Source organism: Pseudomonas sp. B21-054 (assembly GCF_026016345.1).
GTDB lineage: Bacteria > Pseudomonadota > Gammaproteobacteria > Pseudomonadales > Pseudomonadaceae > Aquipseudomonas.
The window spans coordinates 6,726,751-6,748,152 of the sequence record NZ_CP087204.1 but is presented as its reverse complement, the minus strand read 5'-3'; the positions used below and the strand labels follow the sequence as shown (position 1 = coordinate 6,748,152).

21 protein-coding genes are annotated in these 21,402 nt (G+C 60.9%); 10 read left to right on the top strand and 11 right to left on the bottom strand.

What is annotated here, in order from left to right; genetic code table 11:
* The first annotated feature begins 61 nt into the window (after positions 1 to 61).
* From LOY70_RS29515 to LOY70_RS29490, 6 genes are all read left to right on the top strand, one after another.
* On the top strand, positions 62 to 2,095 hold the full coding sequence (locus LOY70_RS29515; protein WP_265038232.1) for an ABC transporter permease subunit: 2,034 nt from the start codon (positions 62 to 64) through the stop codon (positions 2,093 to 2,095).
* A gap of 15 nt (positions 2,096 to 2,110) precedes the next feature.
* Complete coding sequence (gene pstA, locus LOY70_RS29510; RefSeq protein WP_123344982.1) at positions 2,111 to 3,781, top strand: phosphate ABC transporter permease PstA; 1,671 nt, start codon at positions 2,111 to 2,113, stop codon at positions 3,779 to 3,781.
* A gap of 167 nt (positions 3,782 to 3,948) precedes the next feature.
* Complete coding sequence (gene pstB / locus LOY70_RS29505) at positions 3,949 to 4,782, top strand: phosphate ABC transporter ATP-binding protein PstB (protein WP_025216205.1); 834 nt, start codon at positions 3,949 to 3,951, stop codon at positions 4,780 to 4,782.
* Positions 4,783 to 4,879: 97 nt separating this feature from the next.
* Positions 4,880 to 5,641, top strand: coding sequence for a phosphate signaling complex protein PhoU (phoU, locus tag LOY70_RS29500; RefSeq protein ID WP_025216204.1), 762 nt, complete (start codon positions 4,880 to 4,882; stop codon positions 5,639 to 5,641).
* Positions 5,642 to 5,810: 169 nt separating this feature from the next.
* Positions 5,811 to 6,770: a response regulator gene (locus tag LOY70_RS29495; protein WP_123414114.1), complete on the top strand. Its 960-nt coding sequence runs from the start codon at positions 5,811 to 5,813 to the stop codon at positions 6,768 to 6,770.
* A gap of 219 nt (positions 6,771 to 6,989) precedes the next feature.
* Positions 6,990 to 7,886 (top strand): peptidoglycan DD-metalloendopeptidase family protein, encoded by an 897-nt coding sequence (locus LOY70_RS29490; RefSeq protein WP_265032137.1) that lies wholly within the window; start codon positions 6,990 to 6,992, stop codon positions 7,884 to 7,886.
* 186 nt (positions 7,887 to 8,072) lie between these two features.
* Here the strand turns inward: LOY70_RS29490 and LOY70_RS29485 are convergent, their stop codons facing one another.
* From LOY70_RS29485 to phoB, 3 genes are all read right to left on the bottom strand, one after another.
* Entirely contained in the window at positions 8,073 to 9,413 is a 1,341-nt protein-coding gene (locus tag LOY70_RS29485) for a hemolysin family protein (RefSeq protein WP_025216201.1), read from the bottom strand.
* Positions 9,414 to 9,536: 123 nt separating this feature from the next.
* Complete coding sequence (gene phoR / locus LOY70_RS29480; protein ID WP_265038230.1) at positions 9,537 to 10,823, bottom strand: phosphate regulon sensor histidine kinase PhoR; 1,287 nt, start codon at positions 10,821 to 10,823, stop codon at positions 9,537 to 9,539.
* Between the two features lie 80 nt (positions 10,824 to 10,903).
* A complete protein-coding gene (phoB, locus tag LOY70_RS29475; protein ID WP_003177195.1) occupies positions 10,904 to 11,593 on the bottom strand; it encodes a phosphate regulon transcriptional regulator PhoB in 690 nt (229 codons plus the stop codon).
* Positions 11,594 to 11,745: 152 nt separating this feature from the next.
* On the opposite strand from phoB, the gene LOY70_RS29470 reads away from it, so the two are divergent.
* Positions 11,746 to 12,135: a hypothetical protein gene (locus LOY70_RS29470; RefSeq protein WP_265032136.1), complete on the top strand. Its 390-nt coding sequence runs from the start codon at positions 11,746 to 11,748 to the stop codon at positions 12,133 to 12,135.
* A gap of 76 nt (positions 12,136 to 12,211) precedes the next feature.
* Here the strand turns inward: LOY70_RS29470 and ubiA are convergent, their stop codons facing one another.
* Positions 12,212 to 13,102 carry a 4-hydroxybenzoate octaprenyltransferase gene (ubiA, locus tag LOY70_RS29465; protein ID WP_123344987.1) on the bottom strand — a complete coding sequence of 297 codons (891 nt, stop codon included), beginning with the start codon at positions 13,100 to 13,102 and terminating at the stop codon, positions 12,212 to 12,214.
* On the bottom strand, positions 13,102 to 13,665 hold the full coding sequence (locus tag LOY70_RS29460; protein WP_265032135.1) for a chorismate--pyruvate lyase family protein: 564 nt from the start codon (positions 13,663 to 13,665) through the stop codon (positions 13,102 to 13,104). Before LOY70_RS29460 ends, ubiA begins: the two co-directional genes overlap by 1 nt.
* A gap of 191 nt (positions 13,666 to 13,856) precedes the next feature.
* On the opposite strand from LOY70_RS29460, the gene LOY70_RS29455 reads away from it, so the two are divergent.
* The 3 genes from LOY70_RS29455 (at position 13,857) to LOY70_RS29445 (ending at position 15,681) form a co-directional block, all read left to right on the top strand.
* The gene (locus tag LOY70_RS29455; RefSeq protein ID WP_003177199.1) at positions 13,857 to 14,024 is read left to right on the top strand and encodes a rubredoxin; all 168 of its coding nucleotides are present in this window, start codon (positions 13,857 to 13,859) and stop codon (positions 14,022 to 14,024) included.
* A 41-nt stretch (positions 14,025 to 14,065) separates the two neighbouring features.
* Entirely contained in the window at positions 14,066 to 15,214 is a 1,149-nt protein-coding gene (locus LOY70_RS29450; RefSeq protein ID WP_265032134.1) for an NAD(P)/FAD-dependent oxidoreductase, read from the top strand.
* Positions 15,215 to 15,405: 191 nt separating this feature from the next.
* Positions 15,406 to 15,681 carry an HU family DNA-binding protein gene (locus tag LOY70_RS29445; protein WP_003195589.1) on the top strand — a complete coding sequence of 92 codons (276 nt, stop codon included), beginning with the start codon at positions 15,406 to 15,408 and terminating at the stop codon, positions 15,679 to 15,681.
* 132 nt (positions 15,682 to 15,813) lie between these two features.
* On the opposite strand, the gene LOY70_RS29440 is transcribed toward LOY70_RS29445, so the two are convergent.
* The 6 genes from LOY70_RS29440 to LOY70_RS29415 all read right to left on the bottom strand — a co-directional run bounded on the left by LOY70_RS29440 (position 15,814) and on the right by LOY70_RS29415 (position 21,206).
* Positions 15,814 to 17,775 carry a DUF4105 domain-containing protein gene (locus LOY70_RS29440; RefSeq protein WP_265032133.1) on the bottom strand — a complete coding sequence of 654 codons (1,962 nt, stop codon included), beginning with the start codon at positions 17,773 to 17,775 and terminating at the stop codon, positions 15,814 to 15,816.
* Positions 17,772 to 18,092: a DUF2388 domain-containing protein gene (locus LOY70_RS29435; protein WP_265032132.1), complete on the bottom strand. Its 321-nt coding sequence runs from the start codon at positions 18,090 to 18,092 to the stop codon at positions 17,772 to 17,774. Before LOY70_RS29435 ends, LOY70_RS29440 begins: the two co-directional genes overlap by 4 nt.
* A gap of 26 nt (positions 18,093 to 18,118) precedes the next feature.
* The gene (locus LOY70_RS29430; protein WP_265032131.1) at positions 18,119 to 18,427 is read right to left on the bottom strand and encodes a DUF2388 domain-containing protein; all 309 of its coding nucleotides are present in this window, start codon (positions 18,425 to 18,427) and stop codon (positions 18,119 to 18,121) included.
* A gap of 106 nt (positions 18,428 to 18,533) precedes the next feature.
* On the bottom strand, positions 18,534 to 18,851 hold the full coding sequence (locus LOY70_RS29425; RefSeq protein ID WP_265032130.1) for a DUF2388 domain-containing protein: 318 nt from the start codon (positions 18,849 to 18,851) through the stop codon (positions 18,534 to 18,536).
* Positions 18,852 to 19,178: 327 nt separating this feature from the next.
* Positions 19,179 to 19,394: a DUF1127 domain-containing protein gene (locus tag LOY70_RS29420; protein ID WP_003187014.1), complete on the bottom strand. Its 216-nt coding sequence runs from the start codon at positions 19,392 to 19,394 to the stop codon at positions 19,179 to 19,181.
* A 318-nt stretch (positions 19,395 to 19,712) separates the two neighbouring features.
* Positions 19,713 to 21,206 carry an acetyl-CoA hydrolase/transferase family protein gene (locus LOY70_RS29415; protein WP_265032129.1) on the bottom strand — a complete coding sequence of 498 codons (1,494 nt, stop codon included), beginning with the start codon at positions 21,204 to 21,206 and terminating at the stop codon, positions 19,713 to 19,715.
* Positions 21,207 to 21,402: the final 196 nt, after the last annotated feature.

The window sequence follows — 21,402 nt, the reverse complement described above, 5'->3', positions numbered from 1 at the left end:
GGTGCTGCCCCTGTTCCAGGGTGCGGACCTGACCGCCAAGGACTCGATCACCCCGGCCTGGATGCAAGACGCCGGCAAACCCCTGATGATCTCCATCGAAGAGCAGAACCAGGTGGCCATGCGGGTTTCCGACAAGGGCCAGGCGCTGTTTTTTGACCTCAGCAGTGGCGCCGAGCTGCGCCGTGTCGACCTGCCGATTCCCGCCGGTGCCAGCGTGACTTCCATTGGCGAAGATCAGCCCGGCCATCCGCTGGTGGCAATCGGTCTGTCCAACGGCCAGGCCCTGGTATTCCGTCACACCTATAACGTCACCTACCCGGACGGCAAGAAAACCATCTCGCCGGCCATCGAATACCCCTACGGTGAGACGCCCATCGCGTTGAACGAGCAGGGTGCGCCTCTGGAACATGTCAGCCTCAACGCCACCGATTCGACCCTGCTGCTGGCCGGTTCCAGCGGTGCCCAGCTGCAAGTGCTGTCCCTCAGCAGCGAAGAAAACATGATGACCGGTGAAGTCACCAGTGAGCAGACGCGTATCGATCTGCCGCAGATGACTGAACCGGTGAAAAACATCTTCGTCGACCCGCGCCAGCAATGGCTGTATGTGGTCAACGGCCGGGCCCAGGCTGACGTGTTCAGCCTGCGGGACAAGAGCCTCAACGGTCGTTACAAGTTGCTGGAAAACGGCGAAGCCCAAGTCACCGCCGCGACCCAGCTGGTGGGCGGGATCTCATTGATCGTTGGTGATTCCAAGGGTGGCCTGGCCCAGTGGTTCATGGCCCGCGATCCAGACGGCGAAATGCGCTTCAAACAGATTCGTACCTTCCAGATGGGCAGTGCGCCCATCGTCGAGATCAGCGCCGAAGAACGTCGCAAAGGCTTCGTCGCCCTCGACGCGGCCGGCAAGCTTGGCGTGTTCCACAGCACCGCTCATCGCACCCTGTTGGTAGACCAGGTGGTCGATGGCCAAGGCCTGTTCGGCATGTCGCCTCGGGCCAACCGCCTGATCGTCGAGCAAGGCGGCAAGCTGCAACCGCTGACGCTGGACAACCCGCACCCGGAAGTGTCGTGGAGCGCGCTGTGGAGCAAGGTCTGGTACGAAAACTACGACGAGCCTAAATACGTCTGGCAATCGACCGCCGCCAACACCGACTTCGAACCCAAGCTGAGTCTTTCGCCGCTGACCTTCGGCACCCTGAAAGCCGCGTTCTACGCGATGCTGCTGGCTGCGCCGCTGGCGGTTGCCGCAGCGATCTACACCGCCTACTTCATGGCGCCGGGCATGCGCCGCAAGGTCAAGCCGGTGATCGAGCTGATGGAAGCGATGCCGACGGTGATTCTCGGCTTCTTCGCCGGCCTGTTCCTGGCGCCGTACGTCGAAGGGCATCTGCCGGGCATTTTCAGCCTGCTGATGTTGCTGCCGATTGGCATCCTGGTGGCGGGTTTCGTGTTCAGCCGCTTGCCTGAAGCCATCCGCCTGAAGGTGCCGGAGGGCTGGGAAAGCGCGATGCTGATCCCGGTGATCCTGTTCGTCGGCTGGCTGTCGCTGTACATGAGTCCGTACATGGAGGCCTGGTTCTTCGGCGGCGACATGCGCATGTGGATCTCCCACGACCTGGGCATCACCTACGACCAGCGCAACGCCCTGGTGGTCGGCCTGGCGATGGGCTTCGCGGTCATCCCGAACATCTATTCCATCGCCGAAGACGCCGTGTTCAGCGTGCCGCGCGGCCTGACCCTGGGTTCCCTGGCCCTCGGTGCCACGCCGTGGCAGACCATGACCCGCGTGGTGATCCTCACCGCCAGCCCCGGCATCTTCTCGGCGCTGATGATCGGCATGGGCCGTGCGGTGGGTGAAACCATGATCGTGCTGATGGCCACCGGTAACACGCCGGTCATGGAGATGAACCTGTTCGAAGGCTTGCGCACCCTGGCGGCCAACGTGGCGGTGGAAATGCCCGAATCGGAAGTCGGCGGCAGCCATTACCGCGTGCTGTTCCTCTCGGCGCTGGTGCTGCTGTTGTTCACCTTTGTCATGAACACCCTCGCTGAGCTGATCCGTCAGCGTCTGCGCAAGAAATATTCGTCGCTTTAAGAAAGGTAGAAGTCTGTGAAACAGAACTCCCTGAAAGGATGGTTCAAGAGCGGCGCCCCCGGCGTCTGGATCAGCGGTGGCGCGGTGTCCATCGCAGTCATCATGACCATTGGCCTGCTGGCGGTGATCGCTGTGCGCGGCCTGGGTCACTTCTGGCCGGCGGACCTGATCCACGCCAACTACAACGTGCCGGGCATGCCTGCGCACCTGGTGGTCGGCGAAGTTGTGCAGAAAGAAGAAGTACCTCGCGAGCGCCTGAAGAGCGCCGGCCTGCCGGTGCCGGACGAAGGCCCCGAGTTCATGACCCGCGAGCTGGTCAAGGTCGGTAACCGAGACCTGAACGGCACCGACTTCACCTGGATCGTCGGCGATTGGCTGACCAACCAGACCACGCCGCCAGAGCTGATGGCCATCGAGCGTCGTGAGTGGGGCAACTTCTACGGCTACCTGGTCAACGTCAAGGAAGACGGCAAGGTCATCGCCGAAGGCGAGGCCGCCTGGCCGCAACTGCAGGCCCGCGTAGAGCGCGTCAACCAGTTGGCCGCCCAACTCAAGACCCTGGAAAAAGTCGACATCGGCGCGATCAACGCCGGCCTGGAGCGCATCCGTCTGCACGGTCGCAAACTGGAGCTGGAGGGCAGGCTCGATGCGACCGCCCAAGCCGACCTGGAAAGCGAGCGCGCCGAACTCAATGCCCGTTACAAAGACATCGAGGCGCGCCTGTCCGACCTGCACGCACAGTTCAACCGTGACAGCCTGACCGCCCGCGACGCCAACGGCAAGGAAGTGGAAATCGGCATCGGCAAAGTGGTGCACGCCTACCAGCCGAATGGCATGGGCACCTTCACCAAGATCGGTTTCTATTTCAGCAAGGTCTGGGAATTCCTCAGCGACGACCCTCGTGAAGCCAACACCGAAGGCGGGATCTTCCCGGCGATCTTCGGCACAGTGATGATGACCCTGATCATGGCCATGATCGTGACCCCGTTCGGCGTGCTGGCGGCGGTGTACCTGCGTGAATACGCTCGCCAAGGACCGATGACCCGCTTGATCCGCATTGCGGTGAACAACCTGGCGGGGGTGCCGGCCATCGTTTACGGGGTGTTCGGCCTGGGCTTTTTTGTCTATGTGCTGGGTGGTTCGGTCGACCGTCTATTCTTTCCCGAAGCCTTGCCTGCACCGACCTTCGGTACCCCGGGCCTGCTTTGGGCGTCCCTGACCCTGGCGCTGCTGGCGGTGCCGGTGGTGATCGTGGCCACAGAAGAAGGCCTTGCGCGGATCCCGCGGACCGTGCGCGAAGGCTCCCTGGCCCTCGGTGCGACCAAAGCCGAGACACTGTGGAAGATCGTGCTGCCCATGGCGAGCCCGGCAATGATGACCGGCATGATCCTCGCCGTGGCCCGCGCTGCCGGTGAAGTGGCACCGCTGATGCTGGTGGGCGTGGTGAAACTGGCCCCGTCGCTGCCGCTGGACGGGAACTACCCGTACCTGCACCTGGACCAGAAAATCATGCACTTGGGCTTCCACATCTATGACGTGGGCTTCCAGAGCCCCAACGTCGAAGCGGCGCGACCGCTGGTATACGCCACGGCGCTGCTGCTGGTGCTGGTGATCGCTACGCTCAACTTGTCGGCGGTGTGGATCCGTAACCACCTGCGCGAGAAGTACAAGGCACTGGATAGTTAATGGTCCACGCGGATCCTGTGGGAGCGAGCTTGCTCGCGAAGCTTTTGGCGGCCTTGGTGGTCCCTTCGCGAGCAAGCTCGCTCCCACACTGATCGGCGTTCACTGGAATTTTATGGAGCCGCCGTAACGGCGTTCCGAACCGAATTTGTTAGCACAGGGAGCCTCCCATGCAACACGAAGTACAAGCACGCGGCATCAACATGTCGGCCCTGGGCCGCGACAAGCAAAGCCTGGACCTGGCCCAGGAAACCGTCGCCATCGAAGTGCCCGGCCTGAGCCTGTTCTATGGCCAGAAGCAGGCGCTGTATGACGTCAGCCTGAACATCCCGAAACAGCGCGTCACCGCGTTCATCGGTCCGTCGGGTTGCGGCAAGTCGACCTTGCTGCGCACCTTCAACCGCATGAACGACCTGGTGGACGGTTGCCGCGTCGAGGGTGAAATCAACCTCTACGGCCACAACATCTACCGCAAGGGCGAGGACGTGGCCGAGCTGCGCCGCCGGGTAGGCATGGTGTTCCAGAAGCCCAACCCGTTCCCGAAAACCATTTACGAGAACGTGGTCTACGGCCTGCGGATCCAGGGCATCAACAAGAAACGCATCCTCGACGAAGCGGTGGAGTGGGCGCTCAAGGGCGCGGCGTTGTGGGATGAGGTCAAGGATCGCCTGCATGAGTCGGCACTGGGTTTGTCCGGTGGTCAGCAGCAGCGTCTGGTGATTGCCCGCACCATCGCCGTGGAACCGGAAGTGTTGCTGCTCGACGAACCTTGCTCGGCCCTGGACCCGATCTCGACGCTGAAAGTCGAAGAGCTGATCTACGAGCTCAAGTCCAAGTTCACCATCGTCATCGTCACCCACAACATGCAACAGGCGGCCCGGGTTTCGGACTACACCGCGTTCATGTACATGGGCAAACTGGTGGAATTCGGCGACACCGACACCCTGTTCACCAATCCGGCCAAGAAGCAGACCGAAGACTACATCACTGGTCGCTACGGCTAGTCGAGGCAACTGCATAGCCGCACTGCGCTATCAGGATCAACATTTAACTGCTTGAAGCTTGCAGCTTGAAGCTTGCAACTTTCGCGGAGCGAACAAGATGATTTCGAAGGAAGGCCTTACTCACCACATTTCCGCACAGTTCAACGCCGAGCTGGAGGAAGTGCGCAGTCACTTGCTGGCCATGGGCGGGCTGGTGGAAAAGCAGGTCAACGACGCGGTGACCGCACTGATCGAGGCCGATTCGGGCCTGGCCCAGCAAGTGCGCGAGATCGACGACCAGATCAACCAGATGGAGCGCAACATCGACGAGGAATGCCTGCGCATCCTGGCCCGCCGTCAGCCGGCCGCGTCCGACCTGCGCTTGATCATCAGCATTTCCAAGTCGGTGATCGACCTGGAGCGGATCGGCGACGAAGCCACCAAGATCGCCCGTCGCGCCATCCAGTTATGCGAAGAAGGTGAAGCGCCGCGCGGCTACGTCGAGGTTCGCCACATTGGCGACCAGGTGCGCAACATGGTCCGCGATGCCCTGGACGCCTTCGCCCGCTTCGACGCCGACCTGGCGCTCTCGGTGGCCCAGTACGACAAAATCATCGACCGCGAATACAAGACGGCCCTGCGCGAGCTGGCGACCTACATGATGGAAGACCCGCGCTCCATCTCCCGGGTGCTGAGTATCATCTGGGTGCTGCGTTCCCTGGAGCGTATCGGCGATCATGCGCGCAACATCTCGGAACTTGTGATCTATCTGGTGCGCGGTACCGATGTACGGCACTTGGGACTCAAGCGAATGAAGGAAGAAGTTGAGGGCACGCTGTCCGAAACTGCTAATGTTCCGGGCGAAACTGACGATAAGTAAGATTGCCCGAGAAAAGCGCCCGGCCTTCTGGCCGGGCTTTTTTTTGTGGCCTTTTTAATCGACAGCAGCACCCCGCGAACGAAGAGTCCCGGCGTGACTGAAGGTTTTTTGGCAATGTGCCATCAGTAAAAGCGGTATGCTTGCCGGGATTTTTTAGAGGTGTATCTGGATGAGTAAGGTCAGTGTGTTGGTCGTGGACGATGCTTCGTTCATTCGTGACCTGGTGAAGAAGTGCCTGCGCAACTACTTCCCGGGCATCCGCATCGAAGACGCCGTGAACGGCAAGAAAGCCCAGTCCATGCTGGCCCGTGAGGCGTTCGACCTGGTGCTGTGCGATTGGGAAATGCCGGAAATGTCCGGCCTGGAACTGCTGACCTGGTGCCGTCAGCAGGACAACCTCAAGGGCATGCCGTTCGTGATGGTCACCAGCCGGGGTGACAAGGAAAACGTCGTCCAGGCGATTCAGGCCGGCGTTTCCGGCTATGTCAGCAAGCCGTTCACCAACGAGCAACTGCTGGGCAAGGTCAAGCAAGCGCTGCACAAGGTCGGCAAGCTCGACACCCTGATGAACAGCGCCCCGACCAAAATGAATTCGGCATTTGGCAATGACTCCCTCAGCGCCCTGACCGGCGGTAAGGCGGCTCCGGTTGCCGCAGTGGCGTCGGCGCCCGCGGTGAACCCTTTTGCCAAACCCGCCGTGGTTGCAGCTGCCGCTCCCGCCGCCGCTGCGCCGGCCCGCGGCTTGCTCAACAGCCCGCCCGTCAAAGCCCCGGCCGCCTCCGCGCCGACCGCCAATCGTGGCCAGGGCCAGTTGCGCCTGTCCAGCGGCACCCAGCCATGCGTGATCAAGGCCCTGAGCCTCAAGGAAGCGCTGTTGGTGGTCAAACGCACCGACACCCTGCCGCAAGTGCTCGAAAGCGCAGTGCTGGACATGGAGCAGGGCGACAACGCTGAAACCGCTCGCCTCAATGGTTACCTGCACGCCATCGTCGCCCATGAACAGACCCCCGATAGCGAATGGCTGCAGCTGACTTTCCGCTTCGTCGACAAAGACCCGCAGAAGCTCGACTACATCTCCCGCCTGATCGCCCGCGGCACGGCGCAGAAACACTTCGTACCTGGCGCCTGATCCGGCGGCGCCTTCGAGGCCGCTATCGCGAGCAAGCTCGCTCCCACACTCGATCCAGTGAATACTGAAGATTCCGTGTGGGAGCGAGCTTGCTCGCGATGGGGCCATAAGATCCAACACCGATCGCTGATCCAATTTTGAAACATCCGTCGACTACGCTGGTCCATCCCAGCTGCTAGGCTGCTGTGCAGGCCTTCATTTTCGACAGAACCTTTGCCCATGCTCGTGCCCCTGCTGTTTGCCTGTGGTCTTGTCCTGGCCTCCACTTCGGCCGTGGCCATGACGATCTACAAATCCACCGATGCCAATGGCGTGGTGTCCTATAGCGACCGCCCCAGCAAGGGCGCCCAGGTGTTCGTGTTTCGCGATCGCATGGTCGAACGGCTGGAGCGGCAGGTGTTTCTCGATATCAAGAAGCAGAACGGCGCCGATGCGGTGTTCGTGCGCAATGACTTGTACGCGCCGGTGGAGATCGAGTTGAGCTTCGCCGGGCTCAGGAACGTGAGCGGCGCGCCGAGCCGGCCGATTCGTCGGGTGCTGCCGGCGCGCAGCAACCTGCGCCTGGCGCTGCTCACGGCCACCCGGCCCGGCAGGCCGCTGGTGTATACCCCACGGTTCGAATATTCACTGGGCGACCCTGCAGGCGCCGCCGAGGCCTATCGGTACCCGCTGCCTTGGCGCGGCGGGCCGTTCCGGCTGAGCCAGGGGGCCAACGGCCAATACAGTCATTACGGCCCGAAGAACCGCTACGCCATGGACATCGCCATGCCCGTGGGTACGCCGATCATCGCCGCGCGGGGCGGCGTGGTCATCAAGACCGAAAATGAGCAGACCGGTCGGGGGGATGACCCCTCAGGCAACTTCGTGCGGGTGCTGCACGATGACGGGACCATGGGCGTGTACCTGCACTTGCAGAAGGGCTCGGTGAGCGTGCAGGAAGGGCAGCGGGTCGTGGTGGGCACGCCGTTGGCGCTGTCGGGCAACACCGGCAACAGCTCCGGCCCGCACCTGCATTTCGTGGTGCAGCGCAATACCGGGTTGGGGTTGGTGTCGATTCCCTACCAGTTCAATCAACCGGTGGGTGACTTGCCCAACTTTGCGTTGGGCAAGCAGTAGCCTCTGCACAAGCGAAGAAGCTTTTGTGGCGAGGGGATTTATCCCCGCTGGGTCGCGAAGCGGCCCCGACACTGCCGACTCAATTCACCAGGCAAACTGGAATTTCAGGTTTTAGGGCTGCTGCGCAGCCCAGCGGGGATAAATCCCCTCGCCACTGGAGGCCAGTCGCCGGAAAGCGGCTGACACTCAATCGAGCATCAACACCTTCGCCAGAATGATCTTCGGTCCTTTCATCTTCTTGATAATGATCCGCAGGCCTTCGACTTCCAGCACTTCTTCCTCTTCCGGTACCCGCTTGAGGGTTTCATAGACCAGCCCGGCGAGGGTTTCGGCTTCGATATGGTCCAGGTCGATTCCCAGCAGGCGCTCGACCTTGAACAGTGGCGTGTCGCCGCGCACCAGCAGCTTGCCCGGCTGGTAGGCCAGGATGCCGCGCTCGGCCTTGCGGTGTTCGTCCTGGATATCGCCCACCAGCACTTCCAGCACGTCTTCCATGGTCAGGTAGCCGATGATGTTGCCGTCGGCTTCCTCGACCAGGGCGAAGTGCGAGCCACCCTTGCGGAACTGTTCCAGCAACTGTGACAGCGGCATGTGCCGCGACACGCGCTCCAGCGGCCGGGTCAGTTCGGCCAGGTTGAACGACTCGGGAATGTGATCCAGGGCCGCCAGCTCCAGCAGCAGATCCTTGATGTGCAGCAGGCCGACGAACTCCTGGCGCTCGCTGTCATACACCGGATAACGGCTGAACTTGTGGCGACGGAACATCGCCAGGATTTCCTTGAGCGGCGCGTTGAACTCCAGCGTCACCAGGTCTTCCCGGGAGTTGGCCCAGTCCACCACTTCCAGCTCGCCCATCTCCACGGCCGAGGCCAATACGCGCATGCCTTGGTCGCTGGGGTCCTGGCCACGGCTGGAGTGCAGGATCAACTTCAGTTCTTCACGGCTGTAATGGTGCTCGTGATGCGGACCGGGCTCGCCTTGACCGGCGATGCGCAGGATGGCGTTGGCGCTGGCGTTGAGCAGGTAGATCGCCGGGTACATGGCCCAATAGAACATGTACAGCGGCACGGCGGTCCACAGCGACAGCAGCTCGGGCTTGCGGATCGCCCAGGACTTGGGCGCCAGCTCACCGACCACGATGTGCAGGTACGAAATGATGAAAAACGCCGTGAAGAACGACACGCCCTTGATCACTTCCGGCGACTCGACGCCGACCGCGCCCAGCAGCGGTTCGAGGACATGGGCGAACGCCGGCTCACCGACCCAGCCCAGGCCCAGGGAGGCGAGGGTGATACCCAGCTGGCAAGCCGACAGATAAGCGTCGAGCTGGCTGTGGACGGTGCGCAGGATGTGCCCGCGCCAGCCGTTCTGTTCGGCGATGGCCTCGACCCGGGTCGAGCGTAGCTTGACCATGGCAAATTCCGCCGCAACGAAAAAACCGTTGAGCAAAACCAGGATCAGAGCAAAAAGAATCATGCCGAATTCGGCGAAGAGTGTTGCGAGGGACAAGCCAGGGGAAGGGTCCATGATGGAGTTTTGCGGGTTCCGTATGTTCGTAAAGGTTAGAAATGAGTACCTGAAAAGGCAGGCACAAGTCAGCCAATGTAGCGGCTGACTCGACGGTTGCCTAGTGGTGAGTGCCGGTTGGTATCAATCGGCACGGCTGGCCAGACGCGCGCGAACCACCTGCGCCGGGGCGAAATGGCAGGTAAACGTGCTGCCGTGGCCGGGCACGCTGCTGATTTCCATGCGTCCGCGATGACGTAACAAAACGTGTTTCACGATGGCCAGGCCCAACCCGGTGCCGCCGGTATTGGAGTTGCGGCTGGAGTCGACGCGATAGAAGCGTTCGGTCAGGCGCGGCAGGTGTTTGCTGTCGATGCCGATGCCGGAATCCTGCACGCTCAGGTGCGCGCCTTGCTCATCGCCCCACCAGCGCACGCGGATCCGGCCCTGCTCGGGGGTGTACTTGACCGCGTTGAACACCAGGTTGGAAAACGCGCTGCGCAGTTCCGCTTCGCTGCCTTTGAGTTGCACGGCCGAGTCGGCTTCCAGCGTGATGCTCTGCTGTTTGGCGCCGGACAGTTCCTGCGCATCTTCAGCGATGGTTTGCAGCAGATCGTCGATGGGCACCGGTTGGTTGTCCGACGGATAATCGGTGGCTTCCAGCTTCGCCAGCAGCAGCAAGTCGTTGAGCAGGGTTTGCATGCGCCCGCTTTGCTGGTGCATCTGCTGCAAGGCCCGGCTCCAGCGCGGGTTCACTTCCTCGACGTTGTCGAGCAGGGTTTCCAGGTAACCGCAGATCACCGTCAACGGCGTGCGCAGTTCGTGGGAAACGTTGGCGATGAAGTCTTTGCGCATCTGCTCCAGCTGATGGATGCGCGTGACGTCCCGCACCAGCATCAAATGCTCGTTATTGCCATAGCGGGTGATGTAGAGCTGGATGCGCAGCCGATCATTAGTGGGCGAAGGAATCTCCAAGGGTTCGGCGTAATTGTCCTGCTCGAAATACTCCTTGAAGCGTGGATGACGCACCAGGTTCGTCACCGGCTGGCCGCTGTCCTGTGGTGTCTTGAGGCCCAGCAGGGTCTCGGCGGCGCGGTTCCACCATTCCAGGTTGCCATCGCTGTCGAGCATGATCACGGCGTCTTTCAGCGCCGCAGTGGATTCCTGGACCCGATCGATCACTGCTTGCAGACGTCCGCGCACGCGCTGGTCGCGCCGTTGCAGGTGGTAAATGCTGTCGAACACCTCACCCCACAGGCCATAGCCGTCGGGCGGGGCTTCGTCGGGTTGGTGCAGGCGTAGCCATTCATGCAGGCGCAGCAATTGCTTGAGGGTCCAGGCCAGGTAAAGCGCCAGGCCCGCGGCCAGGCTCCAGCCGTAGTAGCCGCTGATCAAGCCGACCACCAGACAGCCGGTCACCAGCAGCAACATGTGGCGAATCAGGGTGCCATGCCAGTTTTGATTCACGTGACGCGCGTCCTTGTCAGCTTGTCGGGCGGTAAGGGCTCGGATCAGGCCTTGGTAGAAAAACGATAACCGGTGCCGCGCACGGTTTGTACCAGATTCTCATAGGCATCGCCGAGGGCCTTGCGCAGGCGCCGGATGTGCACGTCCACGGTGCGTTCTTCCACATAGACGTTGCCGCCCCAGACCTGGTCCAGCAGTTGGCCTCGGGTGTAGGCGCGCTCTTGGTGGGTCATGAAAAATTGCAGCAGGCGGTATTCGGTCGGGCCCATCTCGGCGGGTTTGCCGTCGATGGTCACGCGGTGGCTGATGGGGTCCAGCAGCAGGCCGCCGACTTCAATCGGCGCTTCGCCATCGGTCGGCCCGGCGCGGCGCAGCACGGCTTTCAGGCGCGCCACCAGTTCCCGTGGGGAGAACGGCTTGGTGATGTAATCGTCGGCGCCCACTTCCAGGCCCTGGATCTTGTTGTCCTCTTCACCTTTGGCGGTGAGCATGATGATTGGAATATCACCGGTCAGCTCATCGCGCTTTAGGCGTCGCGCCAATTCGATGCCTGACGTGCCGGGCAGCATCCAGTCCAGCAAAATCAGGTCGGGCTTGCGGTCGACGATGATGGCATGGGCCTGTTGAGAGTTTTCCGCTTCCATGCAGTCATAGCCGGCCATCTCCAACGCAACGGCAATCATCTCGCGGATGGGCGCCTCGTCATCGACGATCAGAATGCTCCTGCCAACCATGGGGTAATCCTCTTGTCATTTAACTGTCTTGCGCCGCATTAGATAACGGAATTATTGCAGTCGTGTGACAGTTATTTCGTGAGTCGGCAGCGAAGGGGATCCTGAGCTACGCTTTTCAGTCCGAATCCTGACAACCACACAAGAAGGTTTCCATGACTTACCTTACCCAATCCATCCGGGCACTGGCGGTAACGGCTGCACTGGCGCTGCCGGCATGGGCGTTCGCGGCTGAGCCGGCGATGGTCGATAAAGAGAAAGGCATACTGACGGACCACCAAAACATGACGTTGTATACGTTTGCCAAAGACTCGGGCGGCAAGTCGATGTGCAACGACAAGTGCGCCGCCAACTGGCCGCCGCTCATGGCCGAAGAAAGCGACAAGCCCATGGGCAAATGGACCGTGATCACCCGTGACGACGACAAGAAGCAATGGGCCTACAATGGCAAGCCGCTGTACACCTTTGTGAAGGACACAAAGGCCGGTGCCATGACCGGTGACGGCTTGATGGACGGCGCCTGGAAGGTCGCCAAGCCCGACTGACCTACTGTGGCGAGGGAGCTTGCTCCCTCGCCACAAAGCCTTTCATGACCCAAGGTTCAGTGCTGGGTCAGCGGCCTCAACGCAACGCGTAATCCAGCACAATCCCGACGAAAATCGCCAATCCGGCCCAGTGGTTGTGCAGGAACGCCTGGAAGCAACGTATCCGGTCCTTGCTGCGGGTGTACCAGAACTCCCAGGCAAAGCACGCGGCAGCGGCCACCAGCCCCAGGTGGAACCAGCCGCCCAGTTGGAACTTCGACCCGGCCAGCAGCAGGCAAGCCAGCGCCAGGCCTTGTAGCGTCAGGATGATCACCCGGTCAGCATCGCCAAACAGAATCGCCGTGGACTTCACGCCGATCCTCAAGTCATCGTCCCGGTCGGTCATCGCGTAATAGGTGTCGTAGCCCACCGTCCACAGCAAATTGGCGATATACAACAGCCATGCGGCCGCCGGCAGATGGCCGGTTTCGGCGGTGAACGCCATCGGCATGCCCCAGGAAAACGCCGCGCCCAGCACCACTTGCGGGTAGTAGGTATAGCGCTTCATGAATGGGTAACTGAACGCCAGTGCCAGCCCGCCAAGGGACAGCAAAATGGTCGGCGCATTGGTGCACAGCACCAGCAGGAAACTCACACCCATCAGCACCGCAAAGAACACCAGCGCCTCTTTCGAACTGATCTTGCCGCTCACCAGCGGGCGTTGTTCGGTGCGTTTGACGTGGCCGTCGACCTTGCGGTCGGCCCAATCGTTGATGACACAACCGCCGGCGCGGGTCAGCACCACGCCGAGGACAAAAATCACGATGTTGGCCAGAGACGGCGAACCTTCGCCGGCAACCCACAAGGCCCACAGGGTCGGCCACAGCAGCAGGTAAATACCGATGGGCTTGTCCATGCGGGTCAGTTGCAGGAAGTCCCAGGCCCGCGGGTTCAGGCGGTTCAAGGACTTGAGCAGTTGCGTGTACATCAGCAATTCTCCGAATAGGCGCGGGCGACGGTCCACAAGCGCGGCAGGAAGATTTCCGCCACCAGCACGCTCAACGCACCGCGATCGAAACGCGAACGGCGACCCCACAGTTGCGTGGTGCGAACCTCGTCCGGCAACCAAGGCGCGGGGTAATGGCACACCTCGATGGCTCGGCGCTGGAACGCCTGGTCGCAAAACAGCAGCTCCCCCAGGGAACGGCTGCCCAGCTCATCCATCTGCAACCCATCGCCCTGCAACGCGCTGCGCGCCGCCACACTGCGAGCAAACACCCAAGGCTGGCCGTGGCCGCGCAGGTACACCTCGCGCACCCAGCCCTCGCTGCCTTCGGCCAGATCCAGCGCGGTACATTCATCGGCGCGCAACGGCTGCCAGCCCTCGAACAACGGCGTCACGCTGAAGTGGTCGTCCGACAGGCGCGTCAGGCGTCGGGTCAGCGAGCCTTCGTCAAACAGCCAGTCGAGCACACAAGCGTCGGGGCGCGGCGACAGCAGGGGCTGGGGCAGCCATTGGAGTGTAGGAAATATCGAATTTGTCTGCGGCACGAGAGTCTTGATAGGCAACAAATGAGGTCGCGAGCTTATCATGACGATCGCCGATTTGACGGCGCCGGCCTGCTGCGCTGCCGATCATGCTTGCATCTGCGGCGACCGATCAGTACAAAACGCCCTGAGCCGGAAAACAGCCTTGAGCGACCCCATACCGGCAAACGCCTGACACCTGAGGAAGTACCTGAATGAAGAAGTGGCAATGTATCGTCTGCGGCCTGATCTACAACGAAGCCGATGGTTGGCCGGATGATGGCATCGCCCCCGGCACTCGCTGGGAAGACGTCCCGGCAGACTGGCTGTGCCCGGACTGCGGCGTCGGCAAAATGGATTTCGAAATGATCGAAATCAACTGATCGTTTCCCACACGCATGGAAAGCCCCCCATGGAGAGCAGCATGAGCGCACCTGTCATCATCGTCGGTACTGGCCTTGCCGGTTACAACCTGGCCCGGGAGTTTCGCAAGCTCGACAGCGAAACCCCGTTGCTGCTGATCACCGCCGATGACGGCCGCTCGTACTCCAAACCCATGCTCTCCACCGGTTTTGGCAAAAACAAGGACGCCGACGGCCTGAGCATGGCCGAGCCGGGGACCATGGCCGAGCAACTGAAGGCCGAAGTGCGCACCCACACCCGCATCAGTGGTATCGACCCGGGCCACAAACGGCTGTGGATTGGCGAAGAAGCGGTGAACTACCGCGACCTGATCCTGGCCTGGGGCGCCGAAACCGTGCGCGTACCGGTGCAGGGCGATGCCTCGGACCTGATCTTCCCCATCAACGACCTGGAAGACTACGCACGCTTTCGCGCCGCCGCTGCCGGTAAACGCCGGGTGCTGCTGCTCGGCGCCGGCCTGATTGGCTGCGAATTCGCCAACGACCTCATCCTCGGTGGCTACGAAGTGCAACTGGTGGCGCCGTGCGAGCAAGTCATGCCGACCTTGCTGCACCCGGCCGCCGCCGCTGCGGTGCAGGCCGGGTTGGAAAGCCTCGGCGCGCGCTTCCACCTGGGGCCGGTGCTCAACCGCCTGCAACGGGTCGCCGACGGGTTGGAAGCCCACCTGTCCGACGGCCAGGTGATTGCCTGCGACCTGGTAGTCTCGGCCATCGGCCTACGCCCCCGCATCGACTTGGCCGCCGCCGCTGGCCTGGTGGTCAATCGCGGCTTGGTGGTCGACCGCCACCTGAAAACCTCCCACGCCAACATCTACGCCCTGGGCGATTGCGCCGAGGTCGATGGCTTGAACCTGCTGTATGTCATGCCGCTGATGAGCTGCGCCCGCGCCCTGGCGCAGACCCTGGCCGGCAACCCGACCGCTGTCAGCTACGGCGCCATGCCGATCACCGTGAAGACACCGGTCTGCCCACTGGTGGTTTCGCCACCACCGCGGGGCCGCGAAGGCGAGTGGAGCGTCGAAGGGCAGGGCGGCGACATCAAGGCCCTGTGTCGCGACACCCAAGGCAACCTGCTGGGCTACGCCCTGACGGGGGCTGCGGTGATGGAAAAACTGGCTTTGAACAAAGAGCTTCCGGCCCTGCTGGCGTAAATACTGGTCGTTCTGTCGCAAAAACCCTACTTTTGGTCCCACAAAGGTCGTTGGGACACTGGCGCCGCCTGCGGCCCCGTGCCATCCTCACTCCCGTCTGCCGCAGAGTAGAGCCTGCGGCGCCTTAGGGGCTGTTCCAAAGAGAACAGCACGGACATAACAACAAAAAAACCGTCAAAGGGGCTTCATTCATGCGTAAACCAGACCTCGCTGCCGCCATCGCGGAAAAAGCGGACCTCACCAAAGAACAAGCCAACCGCGTGCTCAACGCCGTTCTCGAAGAAATCACCGGCGCCCTGCACCGCAAGGACAGCGTCACGCTGGTAGGCTTCGGCACCTTCCTACAGCGCCACCGCGGCGCCCGCACCGGCAAAAACCCACAAACTGGCGAGCCTGTAAAAATCAAGGCCAGCAATACCGTTGCGTTCAAGCCCGGTAAGTCTTTGAAGGACAGTGTTAATCCGTAATTGCTGCGAACTCCTCAGAGAGAGGGAAAAGCGGTAACAAAAAAGGCACGTCGATGGAGTCGGGTGCCTTTTTTATTGCGCATGAAATGCTTGGTGGTTGATGTCTGCGGTCTGGTTTTGTGGCGCAGTGCATCAAGGCAACTCCAGCCCTCCACCCGCTTTGTGCAGTTTGCGCAGATGCTCGCCGATCTCTTTGACGTTGGCTTCACTCGCGGCAATTTCAGCGGCGCGGCTCGGCTCAAGCAAGGCCCGGACTTCCTTATCCAGATCGCCTGTCAGCGTTTGAAGCTGTTTCTGACGCAAGCTGCTTTCCGACTCCAGTCGTTGCCACTCGCTAGGTTGCGGCAGCCCGTAACCGCTACTGCCCAGCAATTCCGCGGGACGGCTCAGGAAACCGCTATTGGCGAGAATCTGCTGCAGCGTCGCGTTGGCTCTTTCCATGCCGCCATTCTGCAATTCACGGGCACCGAGGTAGCGCTGCTTGACTTCATCTTGAGCCAGCAGCAACTGCCGGCGATAACTGGCCTGTTCCAGCAGCAACAACGCGGCGCTGGTGCGCAGGTCGGCTCGTTCGAACCAGACGCGGCGTTCGGCGGCGTCCAGGGCCAGCCAGTCTTCCACCGTTTGTTGCTTGATTGGCAGGTACTTCTTCAGCACGTTGAACATGGCCTGATACCGATCGCGGAATGAGTCGAAGCGGTAGCCCAGGCGCAAGGCTTCCTTGGGGTCATCGAGTACGCTGGTATCGGCCAGGCCCCGTCCCTTGAGCACTTCCAGCAAGCCGTTGGGCATGATGCTGTCCAGGCCCTTGAGCTGCTGGTTATTGCTGCCGCTGCGCAGCAGTTTCAGGCTTTCCACCGCGCAGTTATTGGACAGGAAATAGTAGTTGCCGTCGTAGCTCCAGTGCATTTCGGCGGCGTGTTCGACGGTTTCCTCGATTTCGGTCCGCGACAGGTTCAGCGGCACCGACGCCAGGCTGCGCAGTTCAGTCTTGGTGTACTCATCAATCACCTGGGCCAACGGCAGTACGAACAGGCGCGACGGGTATTTTCCCACCAGCCCGTCCCAGCTCGACAACTGCACATCGCCCACGAAGGCGCGATACGACAGCACCAGGTGTTGATCCAGATCCAATCGACAATCCGGGCCACGCGGGCGACCTGGCGCGCAGATCACCAGCCGCAGCATGCTATGGCCCCAGCGGCTGACCCAATTCTGGTTGGCTTCGGCCAGCAGATAATCGACGGCATAGACGCGTTCCGGATCGACCTTGCCCAGGGGCGTCTTGGCGAAGTCGTTGCCAGCGTTGAGAAAGGCGAATGACTTGGCGCAGGTATCCTTGGCGGCAGGTGCCCAGCCGAAGTGTTCCTGATAATAGCGATACAGTGCGGGCCGCCGGCAGGCGTAGCTGGGGTCCAGGAGAAAGTACTCCATGTTGACCGCGACAAACTCCTTGGGGCTGCTCGTCTCGTAGATGTCCGGGCTGCGGGCGACCTGGCGGTTGTGCTGTTCCCGTTCACCGCGACGGCCGACGTATTGCGGCCAGCCGGCGAGGTCCAGCAACCGTGGATCATCGCTGAGAGTGAAGCGGCGGTCGTTCTCACCTCGGCATTCATCCGGAAGGCCGATCAGGCCGGCGCTGCTGTTGCGTCGGGTACAGCGCTGGATCAGTGCGCGTTCGGCGTCCGGCCATAGGCGCGAGCGGTCATAAATGTGGGTCAGTTCATGCAGGACCGTGGCGAGCATTTCCCGCCGCACCGTGCCGTGGGGACGATGGGTCTTTTGCGTGGCGGCGCTGCCGTCGGTGAGGCTGTCGAGCAGATTGCGATTGAGGTCCAGCTGCGACACCAGCGAGGCTTGGCCGTAGGCGTTGGCGGGCATCTGGTCGGTCCAGCCGACATCGATGCGCCGGTCCAGTCGCTCGATGAAGCGCGGTGGCAGCGCCTGCAAGGCTTCATCGAGTAATGCCTGGCTGGCCTGCTGTTGCGCCGGGCTCAAGCCGTCGCCGTTGAGGTGTAGTTGCAGGCCGGCCTGGGCGTTGCTGCCCATGAGCAGCAACGCCCCGACCGTCAGCCAGGCGGCGAGCCGCCTCACAATGCGAGGATGGCTTCGGCGAGAACCTGATCACTGGCGTCGCGGGCTTCCGGCACGCGAGCGCGCAAGGTGTCGAAGGCGGCCTCGAGATGAGCGCCACGAATTTCACCATTGCTGGCGACAAAACTGGCCGCATCGTCATGGGCTTCACGGACAATTTTCGAATCACGGATGGACGTGGTGGTGTCGGATGTGAAATCGATCGTGCGCTGGGAAGCACGGACAATGATGTTACTGGTGGCTACCAGGGTATGTGCCTGGGCCACATCGGCCAACAACAGCAGGCCTAGGGTGGCAGCAATCAGCGGGCTACGCATGGAACGACTCCGAAGAATAAAGATAACTATTGGACGAGAATTGCTTGTGCCAGTTCAAGGTCGCTGACGTGAAGTTTTGGCTGGGTCCGGCGTAGGTAAACCAAGGCCGACTCCAGTTGTGCCCCTCGTAACTGCCCGTCACTGGCGATAAATGCCGCAGCGTCATCGTGAGCGGCGACGATCAGTTTATGGTCGAAGGGCGCGGAGGTCACCATGCTCGTGGCATAGCCGCTGACCACCACTTGCTGGGTGGACACATCGAAGGCATGGGCCGGAACGGACCAGCAGAAAACGCTTAAGAAAGATGCGATGAACAGATTTGAGTAGAAACGCATGGGACTCGACATTTGATGGCGAGTCCAAAGGCTAGCGCAAACGCCCGGCCCAGAGCCAGCGCTGAAACATCGGAACACCATTGGCGACCCGATGTTTCATGTTGGATCAGATAACCAGGATGGCCTGGGCCAGCTGCGCGTCGGTGGCGTTGAGCTGCGGCGCCTGCTGGCGGATGTAATCCAGGGCACTTTCCAGTTTCACACCACGGATGGCGCCTTCGCTGGCCACGAAGCTGGCAGCGTCATCACGGGCGGCCTGGACGATTTTATTGTCCCGCAGCGACGAGGTTGCATCGGAGGTGACGTCGGACGTGGCCTTGAGTGCACCCACGATGGAATCGGTGGTCACGATAAAGCTGCTGGCATTGGATTGGGCGGCTACGGCCAGCAAGGCGGCAGCGCTGAGCAGACGAAGACGGATCATGATGAAACTCCTTAAATAGAGAAGGGAGGCTGGTGCGTGTAGCTGAAAGAGGAGACGCATGCTCGACTCGCTTCGCCACGTTCGGTTCGATATTAGGTCAGAACGCGTCTGGTGACAGCCTCGGAAAGTCCGGCCGCCATTTATAGAGGCTCTGGAATCAAACTGTACTGGTCAATTTTTTGTTTGTTTAAACTGTTTTTTTCTTGCTGCGGCCATCAAGGCCAGGCCTGAAAACGACAAGACCCGTCGTGGTTTCCCACGACGGGTCTTGTTTGTTCAATTCGGTGCTGGCGGTGGACCCGGTGGGTCAGGGCCAGCGACGCTGAGTTAGCGCCAGAACGGCTTGCTCAGCTCTTCGTAGCGTTGTGCTTCGCTGATACCGGCGTCAGCCAGCAGGCGCGAATCAAGACGAGCCAGTTGGTGACGGCTGGCGATGCGGCGCTGCCACAACATCAGGTTAGCGATAACGCGAAGAGGCAGGGAAGCCTGGTTTTTTTCAGCTTTGTCTTCGAAGAACAGCTCGGAACTGAGTGTACGTTCCATGGTGAACATCCTTCCGCTTATGGCGGGATTAGGTAGTGGTTTACTGGTGCCCATATTCCTCTCGTTTGGCCAGTCTCTGTAGATACAGTTCACCTGTATTGTGAGAGACCAGTTAACTGTTAAAAGGCAGTGTACTGGTCAATTTTGAGGCAACTGTACCTGCGTGCACATAAATGGTGCGTTTTTAGGTCTTTGTCGGTGTTTTGTGGGAAAAGACTGTAAGAAAGCACCGGTACAGCAGTACAGTTTTTGTCATGATCGACTCGAATGGCGGAGTCTGATCAAAACTGTTTTTGCCATAGCGGTGTTTCGGCTGTATCAGACCGCCAACATGCGTCCGGTTTCTTCCAGGTTCAGGTGCCAACTCAGTGCATCGCGCAGGATGTGCGGGGTGTGTCCACCCAAGAGGCAAGCCGCTTCAAAATATTCATTCAAGGCTTGGCGGTAGGACGGGTGCACGCAGTTATCGATGACCACTCGAGCACGTTCCCGCGGTGCCAGGCCTCGCAGGTCGGCCAGGCCGATCTCGGTCACCAGAATGTCGACATCGTGCTCGGTATGGTCCACGTGGCTGACCATCGGCACGACACTGGAAATCGCGCCGCCCTTGGCGATCGATTTGGTGACAAAAATTGCCAAGTGCGCATTCCGGGCGAAATCCCCCGAGCCGCCGATGCCATTCATCATCCGCGTACCACAGACATGGGTGGAGTTGACATTGCCATACAGGTCGAACTCCAGCGCCGTATTGATGGCAATGATGCCTAGTCGACGCACCACCTCTGGATGGTTGGAAATCTCCTGCGGACGCAGGACCAATTTATCCTTGTACCGTTCCAGACTTCCGAAGACATCGGTATTGCGCCGAGCAGACAACGTGATGGAGCTGCCCGAAGCAAAGCTCAGTTTGCCGGCGTCGATCAGATCGAACGTGGAATCCTGTAGCACCTCGGAGTACATGGTCAGGTCTTCGAACGGAGAGTCGATCAGCCCGCACATCACGGCGTTGGCGATATTGCCGATGCCGGCCTGCAACGGTCCGAGCTTGTTGGTCATACGCCCCGCAGCGACTTCCTGCTTGAAGAAATCGATTAAATGATTGGCGATGGCCTGAGTATCGTTGTCCGGCGGCAAAACGGTCGAAGGCGAGTCGGCTTGGTTGGTGATGACGATAGCGGCTATTTTTTCCGGTGGGATCGGGATCGCGGAACTGCCGATACGGTCGTCGACTTTCACCAAGGGGATCGGTGTGCGGGTCGGTCGATAGGAGGGGATATAAATGTCGTGCAACCCTTCCAGGTTCGGGTTGTGCGCCAGGTTGATTTCAACGATCACCTGCTTGGCGAAGATGGCAAAGCTGGCCGAATTACCCACCGAAGTGGTCGGTACGATGTGCCCTTGTTCGGTGATGGCCACCGCTTCGATCACCGCAATGTCGGGCAGCTTGAGCTGGGCGTTGCGCATTTGCTCGACGGTTTCCGAGAGATGCTGGTCAATGAACATCACCTCGCCTGCGTTGATCGCCTTGCGCAGCGTGCTGTCGACCTGGAAGGGCATGCGTCGCGCCAGCACGCCGGCTTCGGTGAGCTCCTTGTCCAGATCGTTACCCAGACTTGCGCCGGTCATCAGGCTGATTTTCAGCGGAGTGACCTTGGCGCGCTCGGCCAGGGCGTGGGGGACCGCTTTCGCTTCACCGGCGCGGGTAAAGCCACTCATGCCGACGGTCATGCCGTCCTGAATCAACAAGGCTGCTTCGGCAGCGCTCATCACTTTATTCAACAACGAAGGCAAGCGGATGCGATCACGGTACATGGGAGGTTATCTCGGGCTGGAAGCAGGATGCGCAGTCTAGTGAATTCGCGCTGTGCCCGACCCGCTACAAAAGTCGCATTTTGGGCGTCTATTACGGGCGTCTCAGGCAAAACATTATTACTGGATCGGTAACGTTGGCCCTTGATACAAATCAAAACGCCCCGACAAGTCGGGGCGTTAGTGGTGAAGCGGTGAG